Annotated in this window: 13 protein-coding genes; 4 read left to right on the top strand and 9 right to left on the bottom strand. The window is 46.9% G+C overall.

The features are described from left to right. Positions 1-7: 7 nt before the first annotated feature. The 9 genes from B5X68_RS10510 to B5X68_RS10465 form a co-directional block, all read right to left on the bottom strand. Complete coding sequence (locus tag B5X68_RS10510) at positions 8-1,468, bottom strand: DUF1501 domain-containing protein (RefSeq protein WP_082214635.1); 1,461 nt, start codon at positions 1,466-1,468, stop codon at positions 8-10. Positions 1,469-1,483: 15 nt separating this feature from the next. Further along, positions 1,484-3,805: a PSD1 and planctomycete cytochrome C domain-containing protein gene (locus B5X68_RS10505; protein WP_082214634.1), complete on the bottom strand. Its 2,322-nt coding sequence runs from the start codon at positions 3,803-3,805 to the stop codon at positions 1,484-1,486. A gap of 313 nt (positions 3,806-4,118) precedes the next feature. After that, positions 4,119-5,984, bottom strand: a complete 1,866-nt coding sequence (locus B5X68_RS10500) for a RagB/SusD family nutrient uptake outer membrane protein (RefSeq protein WP_082214633.1) — start codon at positions 5,982-5,984, stop codon at positions 4,119-4,121. Between the two features lie 14 nt (positions 5,985-5,998). Then, positions 5,999-9,166 (bottom strand): SusC/RagA family TonB-linked outer membrane protein, encoded by a 3,168-nt coding sequence (locus B5X68_RS10495; protein ID WP_082214632.1) that lies wholly within the window; start codon positions 9,164-9,166, stop codon positions 5,999-6,001. 328 nt (positions 9,167-9,494) lie between these two features. Continuing rightward, positions 9,495-10,226, bottom strand: coding sequence for a GntR family transcriptional regulator (locus B5X68_RS10485; RefSeq protein WP_082214630.1), 732 nt, complete (start codon positions 10,224-10,226; stop codon positions 9,495-9,497). A gap of 66 nt (positions 10,227-10,292) precedes the next feature. Next, positions 10,293-12,044, bottom strand: coding sequence for a class I mannose-6-phosphate isomerase (locus tag B5X68_RS10480; protein WP_082214629.1), 1,752 nt, complete (start codon positions 12,042-12,044; stop codon positions 10,293-10,295). Positions 12,045-12,046: 2 nt separating this feature from the next. After that, complete coding sequence (locus tag B5X68_RS10475; RefSeq protein WP_082214628.1) at positions 12,047-12,985, bottom strand: ROK family protein; 939 nt, start codon at positions 12,983-12,985, stop codon at positions 12,047-12,049. Positions 12,986-12,997: 12 nt separating this feature from the next. Continuing rightward, complete coding sequence (locus B5X68_RS10470) at positions 12,998-14,368, bottom strand: sugar porter family MFS transporter (RefSeq protein WP_212567994.1); 1,371 nt, start codon at positions 14,366-14,368, stop codon at positions 12,998-13,000. A 2-nt stretch (positions 14,369-14,370) separates the two neighbouring features. After that, on the bottom strand, positions 14,371-15,597 hold the full coding sequence (locus B5X68_RS10465; protein ID WP_170916623.1) for a DUF5005 domain-containing protein: 1,227 nt from the start codon (positions 15,595-15,597) through the stop codon (positions 14,371-14,373). Positions 15,598-15,800: 203 nt separating this feature from the next. Here B5X68_RS10465 and B5X68_RS29195 point away from each other — a divergent pair, with 203 nt between their 5' ends. From B5X68_RS29195 to B5X68_RS10450, 4 genes are all read left to right on the top strand, one after another. Next, complete coding sequence (locus tag B5X68_RS29195) at positions 15,801-17,009, top strand: glycoside hydrolase domain-containing protein (protein WP_229208360.1); 1,209 nt, start codon at positions 15,801-15,803, stop codon at positions 17,007-17,009. Further along, on the top strand, positions 16,972-18,168 hold the full coding sequence (locus B5X68_RS29190) for a glycoside hydrolase family 92 protein (protein WP_229208359.1): 1,197 nt from the start codon (positions 16,972-16,974) through the stop codon (positions 18,166-18,168). Before B5X68_RS29195 ends, B5X68_RS29190 begins: the two co-directional genes overlap by 38 nt. A gap of 118 nt (positions 18,169-18,286) precedes the next feature. Beyond that, positions 18,287-19,279, top strand: a complete 993-nt coding sequence (locus B5X68_RS10455) for an exonuclease/endonuclease/phosphatase family protein (RefSeq protein ID WP_082214626.1) — start codon at positions 18,287-18,289, stop codon at positions 19,277-19,279. Between the two features lie 138 nt (positions 19,280-19,417). Further along, positions 19,418-20,908 carry a choice-of-anchor I family protein gene (locus B5X68_RS10450; RefSeq protein ID WP_082214625.1) on the top strand — a complete coding sequence of 497 codons (1,491 nt, stop codon included), beginning with the start codon at positions 19,418-19,420 and terminating at the stop codon, positions 20,906-20,908. Positions 20,909-20,961: the final 53 nt, after the last annotated feature.

Below are 20,961 nucleotides of genomic sequence, written 5' to 3'. Positions count from 1 at the left end.
CTTTAATTTACGCAATAATCCCTTTGACCAGCTTGCCCGCCACATCCGTCAGGCGGTAACGGCGTCCCTGGTGTTTATAAACCAATTTTTCATGATCGAGACCCAGCTGATTCAGTATCGTTGCGTGGAAATCGTGGACGTGTACCGGGTCTTTTGCAATGTTATAACCAAATTCATCCGTTTCGCCATATACGATCCCCGGTTTGACGCCGCCGCCTGCCATCCACACAGTGAATGCCCTGGGGTGGTGGTCGCGGCCATAGTTGTCTTTGGTTAATGTGCCCTGGCAATAGTTGGTGCGACCGAATTCACCTCCCCAGATAACCAGCGTTTCATCCAGTAACCCACGCTGTTTCAAGTCTGTTATCAGCGCCGCGGACGCCTGGTCCACATCGAGGCACTGGCCTTTGATTTCATTGGGTAGTCCGCCATGACTATCCCAGCCCTGGTGATAAAGCTGCACGAAACGCACACCCTGCTCGGAAAGTTTTCTGGCCAAAAGGCAATTGGCTGCATAAGTGCCCGGCACCAGACATTCAGGCCCGTACATTTTGACAATGGACTCGGGTTCTTTGCTCATATCTGTAATTTGCGGGACGGCGGTTTGCATGCGAAAAGCCATTTCGTATTGCTGCACCTTGGCCGTTATTTCCGGATCACCGAATTCACTATACGTTCCCTGGTTTAGCTCAGAAAGCTTGTCGAGCATATTGCGACGCTGCGTCCTGTCCATGCCGTCGGGGTCGTTCAGATACAGAACAGGGTTTTCGCCACTGCTGAACTGTACTCCCTGATGCACCGAATCCAGGAAACCATTTGTCCATAATTTGGAATAAACACCCTGACCATTTCCTTTCCCCCGCGAGAGCAGCACACAAAAACCGGGAAGATTCTGGTTTTCACTTCCCAAACCATAGCTAAGCCACGAACCAAAACTTGGCCGGTTGCCGACCTGCGCGCCGGTCTGAAAAAAAGTAAGGGCCGGATCATGGTTAATGGCTTCGGTGTTTAATGTTTTGATAATGCAAAGATCATCAACAATACCAGCCATATGCGGCAGCAGCTCGCTCATCCAGGCACCCGATTTACCGTATTGTTTGAAATTAAAAACTGAGCCTGCCAATGGAAATTTTGCCTGATTGGCTGTCATACCAGTCAACCGCTGGGTTCCGCGAATGGATTCCGGCAAGTCCTGGCCATGCATTTTATTCAGCATTGGTTTGTAGTCAAACAGGTCCAGCTGGGATGGCGCGCCGTTTTGAAACAGGTAAATCACCCGCTTCGCCTTCGGCGCAAAATGCGGCAGCCCGGCCATAATCGCATCTGAATTGACTTCTCCGCCGCCTCCTTTAAAAAGATCCGGGATCAGGAGCGATCCCAAAGCTGCACCGCCAAGGCCCAAACTCATTTTGGACAAAAAGTGTCTGCGGGTGGTATTTATTCCGTAATCAAAAACTTGTTTTTCCATGATTTGAAGCTTTTTTCAGCCTTTTGTAATCGTTTCTTCCATGTTGTACAGCGTATTGATCACCCGCATCAGCGCGGCGGCCTGTACTTCATTCACTTTTTCATTGCGCGGGTATTCCCCCACATTTAATACTTTGAAAGCATGTTTTTTATCCTTCGCAAACATGGAAGCTTCACTGTTATAATATTCGGTAAGCAGTTTCACTTCCTTGTCAGTTGGTTGCCTGCACACAATGCGCTGGAAAGATTCCTTAATGTTGGTTTCAATATTGGTTGATTTTGCCGTCAGCCTTTCTGCCAAAACGCGGGATGCTTCCAGGACGGTCGGATCATTCAGCATAACCAGGGCCTGCAATGGTGTATTGGTTTTGGAACGTTTGATCTCGCAATGGTCCCTGTTACTGGCATCGAAAATAATCATTGAAGGAGGCGGGACGGTCAGCTTAATGAATGTGTACATTCCTCTCCTGTACAATGCTTCATTTTTATCCTGCTGATATGTTTTCAATGTTCCTCTTCCTGATGTTGCTGCCTCCCATAATCCTTTCGGCTGGTAAGGTTTAACGCTGGGCCCTCCTATTTTCGGAACCAGCAAACCGCTTGTCGACAGCACCATATCCCTCACCAATTCGGCAGGAAGCCTGTACCGGGGACCTCGTGACAGATAAATATTGTCCGGGTCGGCTTTCATTTTTTCTTCGGTGATCTTGGCCGACTGCCGATATGTTGCGGATGTAACGATTTGTTTAACGAGCCTTTTGATATCCCAGCCGTGGTTCATAAAATCGACCGCGAGCCAGTCCAGCAGTGCCGGGTTTGTTGGCAAATCCCCCTGCATCCCAAAATCGCCTGTGCTTTTCACGATGCCCCTTCCCATGAATTCCTGCCAGACCTGGTTCACGAAAACGCGTGCGGTGAGCGGATTACTTTTACTGGTCGTCCATTTGGCTAATCCGAGCCTGTTTTGCGGAAGCCCGTTTGTATCAAATTTCATGACCGAAGGCAGCGCCGAGGCCGTTACTACGCGTCCAGGCGCATCATATACGCCCCTGTTTAAAATATGCGTTGGCCTGAGCGTATCCCGATCTCCCATAACCGAAACCATTAACAAGCTTGTATCCGGCTTGTTGATAAATGTCAGTAGTGACTTGGCTTCTTCGTCGGAAATGCGGAGGATCGGGTTTTTTGCGGTTTTTGTGCGCGAAATATCCCCCTCGAAACCGAGTTCTCTGGAATTATTAAAAAAGGCGAACAGCCGATAATAATCTTCCTGAGAAATGGGGTCATACTTGTGATCGTGGCACTGGGCGCACTCCACGGTTAGTCCCAGTACACCTGTGCTGTACGTTTTTGTCTTATCAATGTTATATTCGATCCTGTACTCTTCGGGAATTACGCCGCCTTCTTCGGTGTATTTATGATTTCGAAAAAATGCAGTGGCCAGGATCTGCTCCTTGTTCGCATTGGGCAGCATATCGCCGGCGATCTGCCAGGTAAGGAACTGATCATACCGCATATTTTTGTTAAAAGCACTGATGAGCCAGTCCCGCCAAGGCCATTGCGTGCGGACTTCATCGTCCTGGTAACCATACGAATCGGCATATCTTGCTACATCCAGCCAGTATATGGCCATTTTTTCTCCGTAAGTTTTTTGGCTAAGCAGTTCGTCGACTACTTTTTCGTAGGCGTTTTCCGACGCGTCGGCGGCAAATCTGTTTTGTAAGTCCAGCGAAGGCGGCAGTCCGGTCAGGTCAAGCGATACCCTTTTTAACAGGTGGCTTTTGTCGGCCTGTTCGTTTGGAGTAAGCCCCGCATCTTCCATTTTTTGTAAAACAAAGCGGTCTATTTCATTCTTCGCCCAATCTTTGTCTGACACTTCGGGGAGCGCAGGCGAAACGGGTGCTGTGAATGCCCAGTGTTTTTCATATTTGGCACCTTGCTCAATCCAATCACGGACCAGCCCGATTTCTGTTTCACTTAGCAGGCCCAGGTGTGATTCGGGTGTGGGCATTTGATAGGCAGGGTCCACCGAAGTGATCCGCTTATAAACCTCCGATTGTTCGGGCTTGCCGGGAAAGATCGCTACCCCTTTTCCATCTTTTAATTTGGCATAAGCACTTTCGGCAATGTCCAGTCGCAGGCCGGCCTCGCGTTTGTTCGCATCCGGGCCATGGCAAGCGTAACATTTATCGGACAGGATCGGACGAATGTCAAAATTGTAGCTTACAAGCCCCTTGTTAGAGCCTTTCTGCAGCGTGGTGTTTTTTTGAAAACAGGACACGGCCACAAATGCAGCCACACCACCTAACATCAGGAAAAGGAAAAGCTTTTTTTTCATATTAAAATCGATCTCAGAGAAACTGCCGTTACCCCAATATGTCTGTACAAAGTAGTGAGCTAATGTCAATATTAATCACAAAATATTGATTAAAGCCAAACAATTAAATGCATAGTGAAAATTTGAACGGTAACACAATAATAACACAATTAGTTTGTATATACAAAGTGTAACCGATAATCCGGGAAGTGCCTGGATTTAAACAGCTCTTTCCAACCCGCCACATACAAAAAAACCAATGGCGAAGCATTGCCCGCCATTGGTCTAAAGTACATTGCTTAATTAATCTAACCTACCTGATAAAGTCGTATTGTCAGTAACCAGGGTTCTGTTTAAGCGCCCCGTTACTTTTTCGTATTTCTGTATTCGGGATTGGGAAAAGGTAATAGTAATCGCCTTTCCACGGCTTTCTGACTTCGGCTTCCGGAATTACACCGTAAGTGTAAGTCAGCTTGCCAATTGCGTCGCCCGGTTTCGCACCGCTCCAGTCCATGGTCACTTTTGTAAGCCCGCGCACAGCGATATCCACGTTGCCCGGAGCAGCTTTCCAGCGCATAAGGTCAAAAAAACGGGAATCTTCCAAATGCAGCTCGATGGCTCTTTCGTTGCGGTAATCCCTGACCAGCGCAGCGCCCGTACTCTTAATATCAGGCATATGTACCGATGTTCTTCTTCTCACCTTGTTGATATACTCCCTCGCCATGGCCTCGTTGCCTAGTGCCATTTGTATTTCGGCGTAGTTGAGGTAAAACTCGGTTAACCTCATAAATACGATAACCTGGTTATAATCATTGTCAAAACTCGCGCGCGGCCCTGCAAAGTCATCCGTCTTTTTAAATGTATAGCCAGTTTGAACCCGCCAATGGAATGGGGTAAGTCCTTTAACCCAATAGGTTTTCGAATCCCTGCCGAAATCGAAAAGGTTCTGGCCATTTTTGGCATCGACCTTATTGGGATTAATGTACGGAGGCGCATTATCGGGATTTGGGTTCGCATCTTCCCAGTATTCATAATTCCGGACCGTGCTTTTGGAGCCGTCGATAATGTTCAGCGGGCCTGCTCCGGGATAGATCACCGCGTCATAAAAGCGTGGGTCGCGGTTTTTTTCAGGCTTCTGCGGATCATATCCAGAGGCTGCGTTCACGGTTACGCCATCTGCCAGATATGGATATTCGCCATTGGTGAGCTGGAACATATTTACGAAATTCTGGGTAGGAACCAGCCGCTGCTGCGCATCGAAGCCGCTCGGCCAGTAATCGTAATTATAACCCCAGCCCGGTATCCTGGTTGCGGGCGTAAATGATTTACCAAAAATGGTTTCGTCGGTTTTCAATGGCTTTTTAAAGAGCTCGGCGTATTGCGGATGCAAAGTGAATCCCATATCCAATACGGCTTTCGTGGCTGTTTCGGCGGCTTTCCATTTGGCCAAGTCTTTATTGGGGTTATTCAAAGGGCTTGCCAGATACAACAACACTCTCGCCTTAAAAGCCAGTGCAGCGGCTTTGCTGATTTTCCCGGTGTTGACAGGCTGGCCATCCAAAAATCCGATAGCAAGGTCTGCTTCGCTCAATATGAATTGCGCGCATTCGTCAAAAGTATTCCGGGGCACATCAAAGGTTTCTGAATTAAGCTGAAAGCTGTTTTTAATGATGGGCACACCACCAAATGTCCGCATCAGCTCAAAATACATCCACGCACGCAAAAAATGAACCTCTCCCTTCATGGGATCCAGCTGCTCGACGGCTATGGACGAACTTTCAATGTTCTCGAAAAACACGTTGGCCTTCCTGATGAACCCATATTCATAGTCCCAGAGAGGGATCGGCGTAGGCATCTCTTTTGCAACTGACAACAGATCATTCACATTATCGGCGGTCAGGTTTCCTTCCAGATAATTACGGATCCCTATCGACCGTTCGTGGGTTTCAGGCTGGTTTACTGCAATATCGGTAAGGGCATCGAAGCCGCCGGTTCCGGGTGCCCAGGGTGGTTTTATGCCGTTATAAATGTTGTAAACGTAGTTTTGCAAAAACACCGCATCGTTGAAAACCGCTTCATCGGATATGGCGTCAAGTGGTTTTTTGTCCAAAACATTACACGACGTGGCAGAGGCAATGATCCCGATAAATGAAATGGTCAGCGCCCTTTTTATCAATCTGTTTTTTATTAAATATTTCATAGGTCGTGGTCAGATTAGAAGGTAAGATTGGCTCCGAAGCTCAGCGTTTTCATGTTGGGATAAGTATTGCCCTTTTCGCTCAGAAATTCCGGGTCACCATTACCGAATTTTTTTAGTGAGTTGAAGATCATAAACACGTTGTCGCCTGAAACGTAGACTCTGAATGCAGCGATCTTGACTTTTGACAGCAGGTTTTTTGGCAGCGTATAACCCAGCTGGACGTTTTTCATACGCATCCAGGTCGCAGTGCGGTAATAGAAGTCGCTATCCGAATTCGCAAATCCAGTCGGCGATATCATGGGAAGTGGTGCATTCACATTATCCAATGTGTAACTGTTCAGCGCCACATATTCCAATCCGTTACCTCCGGCGCCGGAATTAAATCCGACATTCATGCGAAACTTCGCGCCGCTTTGGCCCTGCAGCAACATGGCCAGATCAAAATTCTTGTAATTCATTCCGATACTCAGCCCGTATTGGGTGCTTGGAAAAATAGTCGTGACGTCCAAGCCGGTAACAGGGTCCCGTTCTGTATTATTTGTTGTGTTGAACATGTACTGATCGTTGCTATCAATGACCTTATCTCCGTTCAGATCGGCAAAAATGAGGCCTCCCAACGATGCTCCCGGATAATTCACATTATTGTCGAGATCCTGCTGACTCCTGTAAATTCCGATAGATTTGTACACCAGCCGCGATCCGAATGGCTCCCCTTCCAGCTTCTGATATTCTTCTGCCTGTGGTGTTTCGTCGAGATAAATGATCTTGTTTTTGTTATAGGAAAAGTTTCCGTTGACCCGCACGGTGAGATCCGAGAAATTATGTCTGTACCCGGCCTGAAGTTCGATTCCCTTACTGTTCATCTTGCCAATGTTCTCATCTGGCAGCAGTAACCCGGTGTAACTGGGGATAGAAGCTTGTCTTCTTCCCAAAATGTTGGAGGTTTTGTTCTGGAAGAGATCCAGTTCGAAAGAGAGTCGGTTATTCAGAAACGCTGCTTCCAAACCAATATCCGTCTTTTCGCTCACTTCCCACGTAATGTTAGGGTTAGGCGTCGACTTCACCGCAATACCGCGGGCATCCACGCCGTTCACAACCCATCCTGCGTCATATCCATAGGCAGCAATATATTGGAAAGGGTTTACGCGGTCGTTCCCCAATCGTCCCCAGGAAGCTCTTAATTTCAAATTACTGACTACATTTTTCGGAATAAATGACTCGTTGCTGATTACCCAGCCAGCAGATACCTGTGGGAAAAATCCGAAACGCTTATCCTTGGGAAAGATCGGCGAACCGTCATACCGGGCACTGAACCCAAAAAGATATTTTTGTTTAAAATCATAGCTCAGGCGCCCGAAGAAATTCTGGCGGGACGATTCCGTAGCCGATCCGCTGTTGTTCCAGTTCAAACGGTTCGTAGTTCCTGCAAAAAGCTGATCGATCAACGGGGAATCGTAACCCAGGCGCTGAGCCCAGAAAGTGTTGTCGTCATAGGTCATTTGCTCATAAGCTACGAAGGCAGCAAGCTTATGATCTTGTGCAATCGTCCTGTTGTAGGTGAGCTTTATATTCCCTGTGGTGCGCAAACTCTGCCTGAAATCTTCCCGCAGGCCGATATCTTCTACCGACCTCGATATTTTTTCTACAATGTTTCCATCGGGATCCTTTTCAAAATACGGCCATACATAATTGAATTGTTTGTCATAACCGATCGTCTTCACGATGGACAGATATCCATCCAGCCCCAGCCCCTGCACAAATGGCATGTTATATTTGAAGCGGACCGTTCCGCTGGCAACATCGGTTTTGTATTTGCGATAACCGGGGCTGAGCAAACGCGCCGCAGGGTTTAAGTGCGACCACCCTTCTCCCGGATACCGGTAGTCCCCACCGATATAAGCTTCCTGCAAAGGGCTTGTGCTTGCCAGTGATCCCACTTCCCCGCCCGCCCCGCCCTGAGGCGTTTGGGTTGCTTTTTCGCGGATGGATAAGTCAAGTCCTACTTCCAGGTCTTTCGTGACGGTCACATCCACATTACTTCTGACGTTATACTGCCGGAGCTTCGATTTGTTGTCGCCGCGAAGGATACCGCCTTGTGAAGCCGTTCCCAGAGACACAAAATACCTTACCCGGTCCGTACCACCTCGCATGGTCAGCGAGTATCTGGTTTGTCTCACCGGTGGCCCGATCAAGGCTTTCCACCAGTCTTCGGGTCTTCTTGTTCCGTTCCTGAATGACTCTACCAATGCGTCAGGAAAATCCGGCGGCGTCCCTTCGAGCGCACGTCGGTCGTTGAGCGCCTCCATATATTGGAATGCATCGGCCGACTTCACTTTCATAGTCGGAGATTGCCATGACTGGGTTGTAGAAAAATCAAACGAGGGCTTACCGGTGACACCTCTTTTGGTAGTAACCAGTATTACGCCGCCCGCCGACTGGGCACCGTAGATGGCAGCCGAGGCATCTTTCAGCACTGAAATCGATTCAATATCATTCGGGTCGAGCCTGTTAAGCCCGTCGGGGTCGGCATTGGCAACCCCGTCAATTACAATCAGGGCCGAAGTGTTGCGGTATGTACTTGCGCCCCTTACCAGGATCTGTGCATCATCAAAACCGGGGGCAGCGCTTCTTTGTGTGACATATACCCCTGCCATGCGCCCTGCGAGCGAATTGGAGAGCGATGCCGCGCTGGATTTTTTTATTTCCGCACCGGTTGTTTGTACAACTGCATTAGTCAGTTCAGATCTTTTTTGCGTTCCATAACCTACCACGACGACATCGCTCAATTCCTGAGAGGACACTTCCATCTTAATGTCAAGAACTGCCTGAGAACCAGCCTTCAACTCTTTGGTAATGTAGCCAATGTAGGAGAAAACCAGCGTGCTGTTTGCGTCCTTTACCTGGATGGAATATTTTCCGTTTGCATCTGAAACCACACCATTCGTGGTCCCTTTTTCCAGCACATTCACACCGGGGATTCCTGCGTTGTTTTCATCCGTAATGTTTCCAGTGACAGTTTGTTCGGCCACAACGCGGGCTGTTCTCGTGTTTTTGGCCGAACCTGATGCCATAAGCAGTGGAATGTTTGCCTGCGCGGCAGAAGCCAGGAAGATTACCAGCGCAAACCCTAAATAGGTGCTCAACGATCTCCGCCCGTTTTTTGCAAGTAGTTTTGGTTTCATAAAAAGGAGTTAGTGGTTAAATGGCATTTTCTCCCCCGAAGCGGAGTTTTAGGAATAATCAGTACGCAAAGCACTCTATCTCAATACATTTTACATATGTACAAACATATAAACATATTTTGGGACAAACAAGGACTGCTAATATATTTTAATGAAATAATGACATTTTTATTATTGACACGTAAATGGAAGATAAATGCCAAAGCGTTTTCTCAGGAAGACTTTACGGATAAGGTGTTACGCAACACGCATGAGAGGACAACAGGCAGACACGTGCGTATATAACGCACATTAATATACGCAGTAATTATGTGTTTTAAAGATAGATTTACTCTCTTACGCTCTCAACTGTGTATACGAAACTGTCTGCGCGGTAATAGCCAAGATTATACTCGATAGGCCTGTCTCCCTGATCGAATACAAAGCGTTTTCTAAAAAGTATAGGGCTTCCAACTTCCACTTCGAGCTTAGCGGCAATGAACTTATCGGCAGCAATCGCCCCAACTTCTTCCTTGGAAAGCGTCGCGACGACCAAATGGTCTTTTTCGAGAATGTCGTAAAGTGGTCGTTTGAAATCTTCTTCGCCTGTCAAGCCCACCCTGGGATGGAAGTAGGAGATAAAATAAACAAACGGCCCTTCCACTTTGCCCCTGAGACGTTCCAGTTTCAGGATCTTTTTTCCGGGATCAATGCCAAAAAAATTGGCGGTTTTTTCGTCTGGCGCTACCCAGGTTACATGCAGCTCGAAATTCTTGACATTGATCCCCCTGGCATTCATTTCCTGGGTAAAACTAAGCCAATTCTTTGATTTTGAACTAATTACCGGCTCAGCTACTTTGGTCCCGATGCCCTTTTTTCTGATTAGCAATCCCTCATATACCAACTTGTTCAATGCTTGTCGGAGCGTAGATCTGGAAATGGCGAGCTGCTTGGCCAGCTCCACTTCATTAGGAAGGAATTTACCATTCAAATGCTCGGGATCATTTATCATCGTGCGCAGCAGGTTTTCCGCCTGAATGTGTAAAGGAACCGGGCTTTTATGATCTATGCTAAATTTCATATTCGACAAATTGGATGTAGAATCACAAAAATAGAAAATTCGGATGCCTTTTAAACAACCGAATTCCTAAGTTCTGATATATGCTTTCAGCGTTGCGCATTTGGCTCCGACAGATTTCCCGAACGGTGTAATGGTATAAACAGGCACATTAGCCGGCACGATAAATGTCTCGGCGTAATGGATCACATAAGGCTCGAACAAGTTGTCGGGGCTTTCCACAACCACTTCACGGCCTTCCACAAGATTGACAACATTGAGATTTCCGTGGGTATAATGGGTGACTTTGGCATCAAACCAGTGCCTTCTGGTTTCGATAAACTGTGTATCATGCAGACCCGTGGATTCTTCCTTCACGTGGCCATTGAGCGAGATGCTGGTAATGTTATTAAACAGGTTTTTCTTTACCCAATCTTCGTCCCGGGTGTAATCAATGACGTTTTTGCCATGTTCAATATTGATTGGCCGCGGCTTTCCATCCATGCCAAGGCGTCCCCAATCCCACAATTTGAAAGTAAAAATGTACGGAGTGGCCGAAATTTCCAGAACTACTGCATTCCTGCCCGAGCAATGGATCGTTCCTGCGGGAATCAGGATATGGTCGTGCTTTTTCACAGGCAGCTTATTCACATATTTTTCGGCGTCGAAATCAGTCATTTCCTTTTGCGCCTTTTCCAGGTCGGCAATCATGGCGTCGGCATTCACATTTTTGTGCGTGCCCAGGTACACACAGGCGTCTTCCTCAGCTTCAAGGAAATAATAACTTTCATCCTGCGTATAACTCATCCCGAAATGTTCCTGAATGTAGGCCCGTGTCGGATGCACCTGCAAACTGAGGTTACCGCCTTCCATGGTGTCCAGAAAATCAAACCGGATCGGAAATTCTGCCCCGAACTCATTAAAGATTGCATTCCCAAGCAGCTGCTTTGGCCGGGTGAGCACGAGATTAATCGAGGGAAGCTCGAAAATATGATCACCGATTTTAAATAGCAGACTATTCTCTTCGGGGACGCAATCGAAACCCCAGGCGTAATTGATCTCGTCGCGATCCAGATCAGCGACTTCTTTCAGCCACTGCCCGCCCCAGGGGCCCGGATCAAAAAAAGGCACGACCCTGAATGGCCGCCCTACGGTCTGATCGAGGCCTTTGTGATAAATTTCTGCACCTAACATTTTGGGTTCTCCGGCAATATTAGCATCAATAAAATAATGGATTTGTTCAAAAAATGCGAGCTTATGCCGGTCAAAAACACGCCAATCGAGAAAATACCCTTGTTTGTATTTCAATGCGAAGTTTTCATCCAGGTTATTGACTCCAAAATTGCCTGCCTCATTGCGTTTCATTCTTTTCTGGATCTCCCAGCGCGCCAGGTCCGCATAAATAAGTAAGTCAGCATCCGCAAAAAGCGCCGCACCTTCTCCAACGATGACAACTGTTCCCGATTCCGTTGCACGGATTTGCTCCTTTTGCCGGTCCAGCTTTTCTGTTTCAAAAAAATCCGCTATTTCCAGACTGTTTATTTTACCAAAAACCGGATCATCCGTTACAAATGGAAACACCATTTCCTGTATCTGGGTGGCATCTTTCAGAAAAGCATTCGTTTCAATTACCACGGCCATTTCCAGATTTTCTTTGATCGCCCCGACCATTTCCGAGACATTGACACCGTGATAAAGATCAATGCATATGATCGTTTTGTGCTTATTCTTGGCCTGAATAAGCCGGTTAATTTCAAGGAAAATCTGCTGCCAGCCTGCAAAACACAGATCTGACGATTCGCTTATTTCTACGTATGGAAACTTGTCGTAATTGGAATGCATCTTCAATAATTTTTTTGTTTCAATAATTCATAGACCCCTAATATCCCCGCATGCTCGGGCTGCGCAGCCACCACCAGATCTACGTCGTCGGAGCCGATCCAGGAATGCTTGTCGAGCATTTGTTTGATATAGGGTAAAATAATGTGACTGCTTTTCATAATTCCTCCGCCGAAGATCACTTTCTGCGGATCGTAAGCGTGGATCAGGTTGATCACACACAACGACCACACTTTCAGGCAGCGGTCCTGTAACGTTAACGCCAGGTTGTCCCCCGTTTCTGCCAGCTCAAACAGATTTTTAAAATCAATGATATCCAAGGCCGCCAACTTGCTCGTTGAGAACTCCGGGGATGCTCTGGCGATTTTTGTCAACGCCCATGTAGAGCTTTCACTTTCGACACACCCGATATTCCCGCAATTGCATATACTGCCTTCAAAATTGATGGTCGAATGTCCTCCCAGGTTGCCGCCCACGAAGTTTTTTCCCCGCAATGGCGCGCCATTTACCAACACGCCCGTGCCTACCCCGGTTCCGAGCGTCACCAAAACCAGATCGGTGCTTCCAGCGCCTGCACCATGTTTCCACTCCCCCACCAGTGCTGCCCGGGCATCATTTTCGACGGCAATCCGCACACCAAAATTAGCTTCCGCCCAATTATTTAAGTCAATATTTTCAGCACCGGGATATTTCACATATTTGGACAAAATCCTGCCTGTGTTGAAATTCACGATGCCAGGAAACGCAAAACCTAGCCCGGTAAGGTTGTATGAACCCTGCGACAGTAAATGATTCATTTCCAAACCAATATCTGTCAACCTCTGCTCAAATGTGAGTGCTGAGGCTGCTTCTATATTGGCATCCGCTATAATTTTCCCCTCGAAAACGAGCCCCAATTTAATCCTAGTGCCCCCAAAATCAACTCCTATAAAAATATCTTCCATGTTCTCATCCTATTACCAGCTTCTTTCGATCTCTTCGAGGGTCCTGTTCTTCGTTTCCGGGATTTTTTTAAGGGTAAAAATCCAGATGATCACAGCATTTACCATGAAAATCCAAAATGTGGTTGCCCCGCCAAATGTCCCCAGAAAATAAGGTGTTAACTGCGTAATAGCCACCACGCCGATCCATAACACCAGGGTTGCCAGCGACATAGCGATCCCGCGAATTTTCGTCGGGAATATTTCCGACATCAGCACCCAGGGAATTGGCCCCAGCGAAACGGCAAAACTGGCAATATATCCCAGGATAAAAATAAGCACCCACGGCCCCTTGTCGAAATGAAAATGGAAACAAATGCCTGTGGCAAAAAGGCAAATGATCATTCCGGCCACACCCCAGATGAGCAAGCTCCGCCGGCCGGCCCTGTCGATCAGCCAGATCGCCACCAATGTAAACAGCATATTGACCAGCCCGATAATGATGGTCTGGGTGAATGCTGACTCCGCACCAAAACCAATGCTTTTAAAAATTTCAGGCGCATAATAAATCACTGCATTAATGCCGGTGATCTGCGAAAACAATGCAAGCACAACGCCGATCAGTAGTGGTTTGCGCAGTTTCTTATCCATTAAGTCGCTCAGGCTTCCTTTTTCGTCACGCAGACTTTCGGAAATTTCAGCGAATATTTCTTGTGCAACGACTTTGCCATTGATCTTTTCCAAAATCTTTTTGGCCGCCTCGTCCTTTGCCTGTGCCGCCAGCCACCGCGGACTTTCGGGCACAAAAAATAATAATACAAAGAACACCGCCGCAGGAATCACCTCCGAGCCGAGCATATAACGCCAGCCATATTCGATATTCCAGGCTTCATCACCGGCCTGGCTAATTTTCAGATTAATTACATATATAATGTTGATACCCAACACAATGGCCAATTGATAAAGGGTAACCAGCCTGCCGCGGATGCGCGAGGGAGCGATCTCGGAAATGTACATCGGGCAAAGCATGGAAGCCGCGCCCACTCCTATCCCGCCAAGCAGCCGCATGATAATGAAGCTGGTGAGATCATTGACAACCGCAGAGCCGTAGGCCGGCAATGCAAAAAGTACCGCCGTTCCGATCAGTACTGCCTTGCGGCCATAGCGATCGCTGAGATAACCGGCAGACATTGCGCCCAACACACAACCCCATATAGCGCTGCTGGCAGCCCAGCCGACCATCAGCGGGGAAAGATTAAACTTGACCTGAAGATAACCGATTGCCCCGGCAATTACGGCTGTATCGTAGCCGAAAAGAAAACCTCCGAATGCTGCGACGCTGGTAATCAGAATGATATAAGGCAGCCTGTTTTTGGCAGGTAATGTATTAATTTCTTCGGTCATCATACTCAAGGGTTTGTTTGGGAAGATTGTTGCCTGAATTTAACCCTCACAAACCGCGGGCGATAAAGATTAGGCTTTTTTGTGATGACCTCCATAAATTTGAAACTATTCACATTGTAAGAAATCAAGAGCTCGCCAGGGGCTGACAGTGCCGGATGCACTTTGGCATTATAAGTGAACAAATCCGGATCCTGAATGTCATTTGTTGTTTTATAAAGCACGATCCTTGGGCCGAAAGGCCCAACCGGTGTGGGTCCCACCTGCATGCAAATTTCAGGAAAAATGCTGCCCAGCTGATAAACCAATGCATATTTGCCTTTTGAGAGATAGCTCACACTCATTTCATTGGAAACAGAATCGCTCAACGCTTTAACGGATTTTACATCTTTTGACCAGCCATTTCCGTTCCAAAACTCCCAATCCCCAAACGCCCCAACTTGAGCAGGTTTTACCCTTGCCGAAACGAGCTGTTTACTTTTACCTTTTATACCATATACATATACGAAACCGTCCGGCTCGGCTTCTCCGGCAGATTCGCTATTGTTGAAAACCCCCGCCCCAAAGGAAATGGTCTCTTCCCCGTTCCTATAATTATTGAATGGAAGCTGTGTTTGTTGCTGGTCGGTGTAGGGAAAACGGCTGCCCGCTGGTATGCGGATCAGGACATTGCCCGTTTCTTTGAATGGAAACGGCGATTTGTCGTGCGTATTGGTGATTTGATAGGCGAAAATGAATAAGTCTTTATTTGCATCGGGATTGGCAAAACCATCGCCGAGCCAGAAGTAAGTATCCTTGTCCGGCTTGTTCGTTTTCGGGCTAAAAATGGCTTTGTAAGCCCCCTTCTCACGCGCCATTCTGAATGCCAGGTTTGAGGAATCAGCAGTTTTGCCTTTCAGCAATGCTACTGAGTTATTGATCATTACAAAGCCGGGCTTCAATGAATCCCCACGAATTTCGCCAACCATCGTATCGCTGAACAAAAAAAGAAGGCTGTCATTTTTTTCAGAATCCTTTCCCGAAAATGGTATCGCAAAAATCCCGTCACCACCAAACCAGCCAGATTTTCTTAGAAACAGGTTGGTCCAGTCCGTGGCAGGTTCTGCCGTAAAAACCTTTTCATTGAACCTGGTTACTTCAACATCCTCTTTTTTGCTGGATGAATCCCCGCCACAGGAGCACATTGCCGCCATCAGAAACAGAACACTATAACGCAGAAGAGGTTGCAATTTCATTTTGAGGTAAGCTAGAATACCAAATCGAAAGACCATGTTCGTATGTATGAACATTTAAATGTATAGAAAATATGGTAAAACAAAAATAGTTTCGGTAAATTTTGACCTAAACTTTGGAGCGCATGATCATACATTGAAAAATACAACCGGAAACCCATAAGTTTATATTAAAATATTGAGAGCCGCTATTTAAATCTATCTATATGAAAGCTAAGTTCAGGTTAGCCACTGCTGTATTGGGTATGCTATTGACAAATTACGGTGTTATGGCTCAAAGTGTTCTCAAATACGTTGACCCTGATATTGGTACGGCACACAGCCGCTGGTTTTTTTACACACCAGCGGCTGTGCCTTATGGTATGGCTAAACTGGCTCCCTCAACAAACGGGCATTACGGTAACCCGTCGGGCTGGGAAGCTGTCGGGTATGATACACGGCAAAACTCGATAGAGGGCTTCGTGCACTTCCACGAATGGCAGATAGGCGGCGTCAGTTATATGCCAACTACGGGTCCGGTAAAAACCAAACCAGGTGATCTGGAAGGGATAAATACCGGCTACCGCTCCAAATTCAACAGGAAAAACCAGATTGCGGAACCCGGCTATTACAAGGTTCTGCTGGATGACTATGACATCACTGCAGAGCTTACTGCTACTAAAAGGGTTGGTTTTCAGCGCTATACTTTCCCAAAGCATGAGCAATCGCACATTATCCTGGATATCGGCAACAAGCAGGGCGAAAGCGATATCGTGACCGATGCCAGCATTAAAATGCTGGATGATACGCATTTTGAAGGTTATGTGTTGACTTATCCAAAATATGTAAAAATATATGACCCTGCTGGAAAAGTAGCCATGTTCTTTTATGGCGAGATCAGCAAAAAACCGGCATCCATTACAGCATTTACAGCTGATAATATAACGGAAAATAAAAGCACTGCAACCGGCAAGGGCGCGGGCCTTGTGCTCAGCTATCGGACAGCGGATCAGGAAAGGATTGAAGTTAAAACAGGCTTATCATATACTTCAACGGGGAATGCTAAACTAAATTTTCTTTCGGAGGCAAACGGTTTATCGTTTGATCAGGCAAAAGCACAGGCGCAAACCACCTGGCAGCAGCAATTGGGTAAAATTGCAGTAGAAGACGGGGACGAGCAAAACAAAACTAAATTTTATACCGGCCTTTTCCATGCATTGCTCGGTAGAGGAATAGCCAGCGATGTGAACGGCGCATACCCGAAACACGGCGGCCAGACCGGACAATTACCGGACCAATCCGGCAAAAACTTGAAACCTGAGTTTATTAATACGGACGCAATATGGGGTGCTTTCTGGAACATTACGCAATTATGGTCGCTATCCTATCCTGAATGGTATGGCAGCTTTGTCAAACACACATTTACAGATATTTAAAGATAAAGGCTGGTTTGGTGATGGCATAGCCAACAGCGAATTTGTGTCCGGCGTGGGCACGAACTTCGTTGGGCTTGCCATAGCAGGCGCTTATCATGCAGGCATACGAAATTATGATGTTGAATTGGCTTACCAAGCTGTAAAGGCAAACGAACTAAGTTATAAAAACCGCCCAATCGGCTCAGGTAAACTGGACACCAAGGCATTTGTAGAAAACGGCTTTGTACCGTTTTTGGAGCGGCAGGGTGATGATTTTGTCACAGATTCTACCGGATCCAACTTTTCAGGATCGCATACGCTGGAATATAGTTTCAGTGCATTTGCTGCTGCGCAAATGGCAAAAGCAATGGGCAAAACCGGGGATTATGATAAGTTCATCAAATTATCAAACGGCTGGCGGCAAATTTTAAACCCGCAAAACAAGCTGATGCAGCCGAAAAAGGCCAATGGTAGTTTCATAGAAAAGTTTGACCCATATCAACCCTGGCGCGGTTTTCAGGAAGGTAACTCTGTGCAATACAGCTTTTATGTGCCCCAAAACCCGGCGGGGCTGGTCGATGCCATTGGTAAAGACAATTTTAACAACAGGCTGGATAGTATTTTCACCGTGTCCGAAAAGCTTGGTTTTGGCGGAGGTAAAACCATTGACGCATTTGCAGGTGTTAATTCCATTTATAATCACGGCAATCAGCCCAACTTACATACCAGCTGGTTATTCAACTTTTCAGGAAAACCCTGGCTAACCCAAAAGTGGACGCGAGCTATCGGAAGAGACTTTTACGGCACGGAACCCATACACGGCTACGGCTATGGGCAAGATGAAGACCAGGGTCAGCTTGGGTCCTGGTATGTGATGAATGCCCTGGGTTTATTTGATGTAAAAGGTTTTACGGATCTCAGGCCGATTATTGAATTGGGAAGTCCGTTGTTTGAAAAAGTGACCATTACGCTGGGTAACGGCAAAACACTCACTATCGAAACAAAGAATAACTCTAAAAACAATGTTTACATTCAATCAGCAACCTTTAACGGAACTTCCCTTGATAATTGCTGGCTATATCGCGATGATTTAATGAAAGGTGGCAGGCTTACGTTTGTAATGGGATCGCAGCCAAATATCAGCTGGGGAACAAAGATACCGCCGCCATCAGCTCAATAAATGTTGTTGATAAGAATGGCAGTGAATGGTTTCTTCATAACATTTAACGATTCAATAACAACTGCTCTTCATTCAGGTCACACTGCAATTGTAATTTGGCATCAACTAATTCGATGGTATGCCAAACAATTACAAAAACAAAAGACAACTGAGTGTATGGGGACTCTTGGTGTTACTTTTAACCTGCAATAGCACGGAACGTTCCAACGGGTCGGGAGTAACGCTGCATATTGCCGGGAACCACTTCATGAAAGTGGAAACCGAAGGACAGTTCTCAGCGATCAGCTACAACATTGCCGGTTTGCCAGCCATCATTTGCAGCGCAAAAACGCCCAGAGCTGAAAGCATCGCAACCATTGGTAAAAAACTGCAGGATTTTGACATTGTCCATGTCCAGGAAGACTTCAATTATCACTCGCAATTATATGATAACGATAATGTTCACAATTACCGGACAGAAACCAAGGGGTCTGTCCCGTTTGGAGATGGCTTAAACACATTGTCCAAATTCCCCCTCAGTAATATAGTCCGCGTAAAATGGAACAACTGCACCGGCGCAGATTGCATGACTCCCAAAGGATTCACTTACAGCCAGATACAGGTCGCACTGAATGTTTATATCGATTTTTATAATGTGCATTCCAATGCATATAATACATTAAACGCCGCTTCGGCCCGGCGTGAAAACATCAAACAACTGTCTGATTACATTACTACGCACTCTGCGGGCAAGGCGGTTGTCCTGATGGGTGACTTAAACGGGCGTTATGGTTTTTTTTATGATAATATTCAAATCTTAACAACTAAAAACCAATTGCAGGATGCGTGGGTCATGCATATAAAAGGAGGAAAACTGCCTGATGCATTGAAAATCATCCCTGCCGCCAATATCCTTAACCTGACCGACAGCAGCGAGACCATTGATAAAATCTTCTACCGAAGCAGCGAAACCGTCGAGCTCAAAACAATCAGCTACTCTTTTCTAAATCAGATTTTCAATAACAAGGAAGGTTTGCCCCTATCCGACCACCATCCGGTTAGCGCGCAATTTTCCTGGCGGCTCAAACCGGCACGTGATTATCTATCCGGTCATTCATTCAAGGCGAAATAAAATTCATTGTTGACGACTGGCAGTGCATGTCAGCAGCTTGGGTGCTCGACTAATTATCAAATTGTTAAGCTTTCCAAATCGATCTCCTAGTGGGTTTACCCGTATCTATTTTTGTTTTTTATCATTCAAAACATCAAGATGAAAAACAAACCTTTACTCGCATTGACATTGTTGTCGGTGGCCTTGAATAGCTGTACTGACCATTTTCCGGAAGAGCCGCAGACGCCCGTGTCGTTCACGGAAGTTGCTTCCATTGACCTGGGAGAAACCGCGGCTTCGGAAATTTCGGCTTATGACCCTGCTTCACGCAGGCTCTTTACGGTCAACAATGAATCCACAGCAAAGGTAGAAGTGACGGACCTTTCCGCATTTCCAACCGTGTCCAAACTGCAATCCATCGACATTTCTTCCTTGGGAGGCGTTGCGAACAGTGTCGCTGTTTCGGATGGCAAACTTGCCATTGCACTGGAAGCTGCCAACAAGCAGGCCAATGGCAGCGTGATCGTGATGAACACAACAACTTTGGCAACCATTAAGCAAATCACAGTTGGTGCATTGCCCGATATGGTCACTTTTAGCCCGGATGGCAAATACATTGTTACGGCAAATGAAGGAGAGCCCAGTGCGGATTACACTGTTGACCCTGATGGATCGGTGTCCATTATTGACGTTACAGACAATTATAGTGTAAAAACATTGTCATTCGGCGCATTTGCCTCCACTTACAACCAGCTGGCTACCAATGGCTTCCGGGTTTATGGACCAGGTGCGAGCTTCGCCCAAGACATTGAGCCGGAATACGTGGCCATTTCCAGCGATTCTAAAAAAGCGTTTGTGACACTACAAGAAAATAACGGGATCGCAGAGCTGGACCTGACGTCCGGAACTATCCTGAAACTGCACCCGCTGGGCACCAGGGACATCAGCAAGCTGGTGAATGCGATGGATGCCAGCGATAAAGACAGTAAAGTTGCGCTGGCAACCTGGCCTGTGAAATCGTTCTACTTGCCGGACGCCATTGCGCCGTTTAGCGTTAATGGTTCAGAATACCTGATCACAGCGAATGAAGGCGATGCCCGCGAGTATACTGCTTTTGACGAGCAGAAAAGGGTTGGTGCACTTGTGCTTGACGCAACTGCCTTTCCGGATGCTGTCACCCTGCAAAAACCCGAAAATCTGGGACGCCTGCGCGTGACCAGCACGCGTGGTGATATTGATAATGATGGCGACTACGATGTGCTTTACGGCTTTGGTGGCCGTGGATTCAGTATTTTCAGTGCTGCCAGCGGTCAATTGGTATTTGATTCGGGAAGCATGCTGGAAGAGGAAGCGATTAAAGCTGGCATTTACGACGATGACCGCTCAGACGACAAAGGCGTTGAACCCGAAGGCGTTACGATTGGAACCATCAACAATAAGCCCGTCGCTTTCATTGCCCTTGAACGCGTGGATGCCATTGCCGTGTACGACGTCAGCACTCCAACAGCGCCTAAGTTTCTTCAAATGCTTAAAACCGGTGATGCACCGGAAGGCGTTCTTTTCATTGCACCGGAAAAAAGTCCAAATGGGAAGGGCTTACTGGTTACCAGTAACGAAGGAGACGGAACTGTGAAGTTCTATCAGATTTAATAAGTAAAAGGAATAGCTTGTAAGCATCTGTCTTCGATGGGCAATTGCTTTTG

The sequence above is a fragment of the Dyadobacter psychrophilus genome (assembly GCF_900167945.1).
Lineage (GTDB): Bacteria > Bacteroidota > Bacteroidia > Cytophagales > Spirosomataceae > Dyadobacter > Dyadobacter psychrophilus.
The sequence above is the reverse complement of the archived record's forward strand: the minus strand, read 5'-3'. Positions and strand labels throughout refer to the sequence as shown.

Coding starts and splice junctions, on each gene's coding strand:
- B5X68_RS10450 (WP_082214625.1), top strand. CDS start 19,418: ATGAAAAACAAACCTTTACTCGCATTGACATTGTTGTCGGTGGCCTTG.
- B5X68_RS10500 (WP_082214633.1), bottom strand. CDS start 5,984: ATGAAATATTTAATAAAAAACAGATTGATAAAAAGGGCGCTGACCATT.
- B5X68_RS10475 (WP_082214628.1), bottom strand. CDS start 12,985: ATGGAAGATATTTTTATAGGAGTTGATTTTGGGGGCACTAGGATTAAA.
- B5X68_RS10505 (WP_082214634.1), bottom strand. CDS start 3,805: ATGAAAAAAAAGCTTTTCCTTTTCCTGATGTTAGGTGGTGTGGCTGCA.
- B5X68_RS10455 (WP_082214626.1), top strand. CDS start 18,287: ATGCCAAACAATTACAAAAACAAAAGACAACTGAGTGTATGGGGACTC.
- B5X68_RS10465 (WP_170916623.1), bottom strand. CDS start 15,597: ATGAAATTGCAACCTCTTCTGCGTTATAGTGTTCTGTTTCTGATGGCG.
- B5X68_RS29195 (WP_229208360.1), top strand. CDS start 15,801: ATGAAAGCTAAGTTCAGGTTAGCCACTGCTGTATTGGGTATGCTATTG.
- B5X68_RS10480 (WP_082214629.1), bottom strand. CDS start 12,044: ATGCATTCCAATTACGACAAGTTTCCATACGTAGAAATAAGCGAATCG.
- B5X68_RS29190 (WP_229208359.1), top strand. CDS start 16,972: ATGGCAGCTTTGTCAAACACACATTTACAGATATTTAAAGATAAAGGC.
- B5X68_RS10510 (WP_082214635.1), bottom strand. CDS start 1,468: ATGGAAAAACAAGTTTTTGATTACGGAATAAATACCACCCGCAGACAC.
- B5X68_RS10495 (WP_082214632.1), bottom strand. CDS start 9,166: ATGAAACCAAAACTACTTGCAAAAAACGGGCGGAGATCGTTGAGCACC.
- B5X68_RS10485 (WP_082214630.1), bottom strand. CDS start 10,226: ATGAAATTTAGCATAGATCATAAAAGCCCGGTTCCTTTACACATTCAG.
- B5X68_RS10470 (WP_212567994.1), bottom strand. CDS start 14,368: ATGATGACCGAAGAAATTAATACATTACCTGCCAAAAACAGGCTGCCT.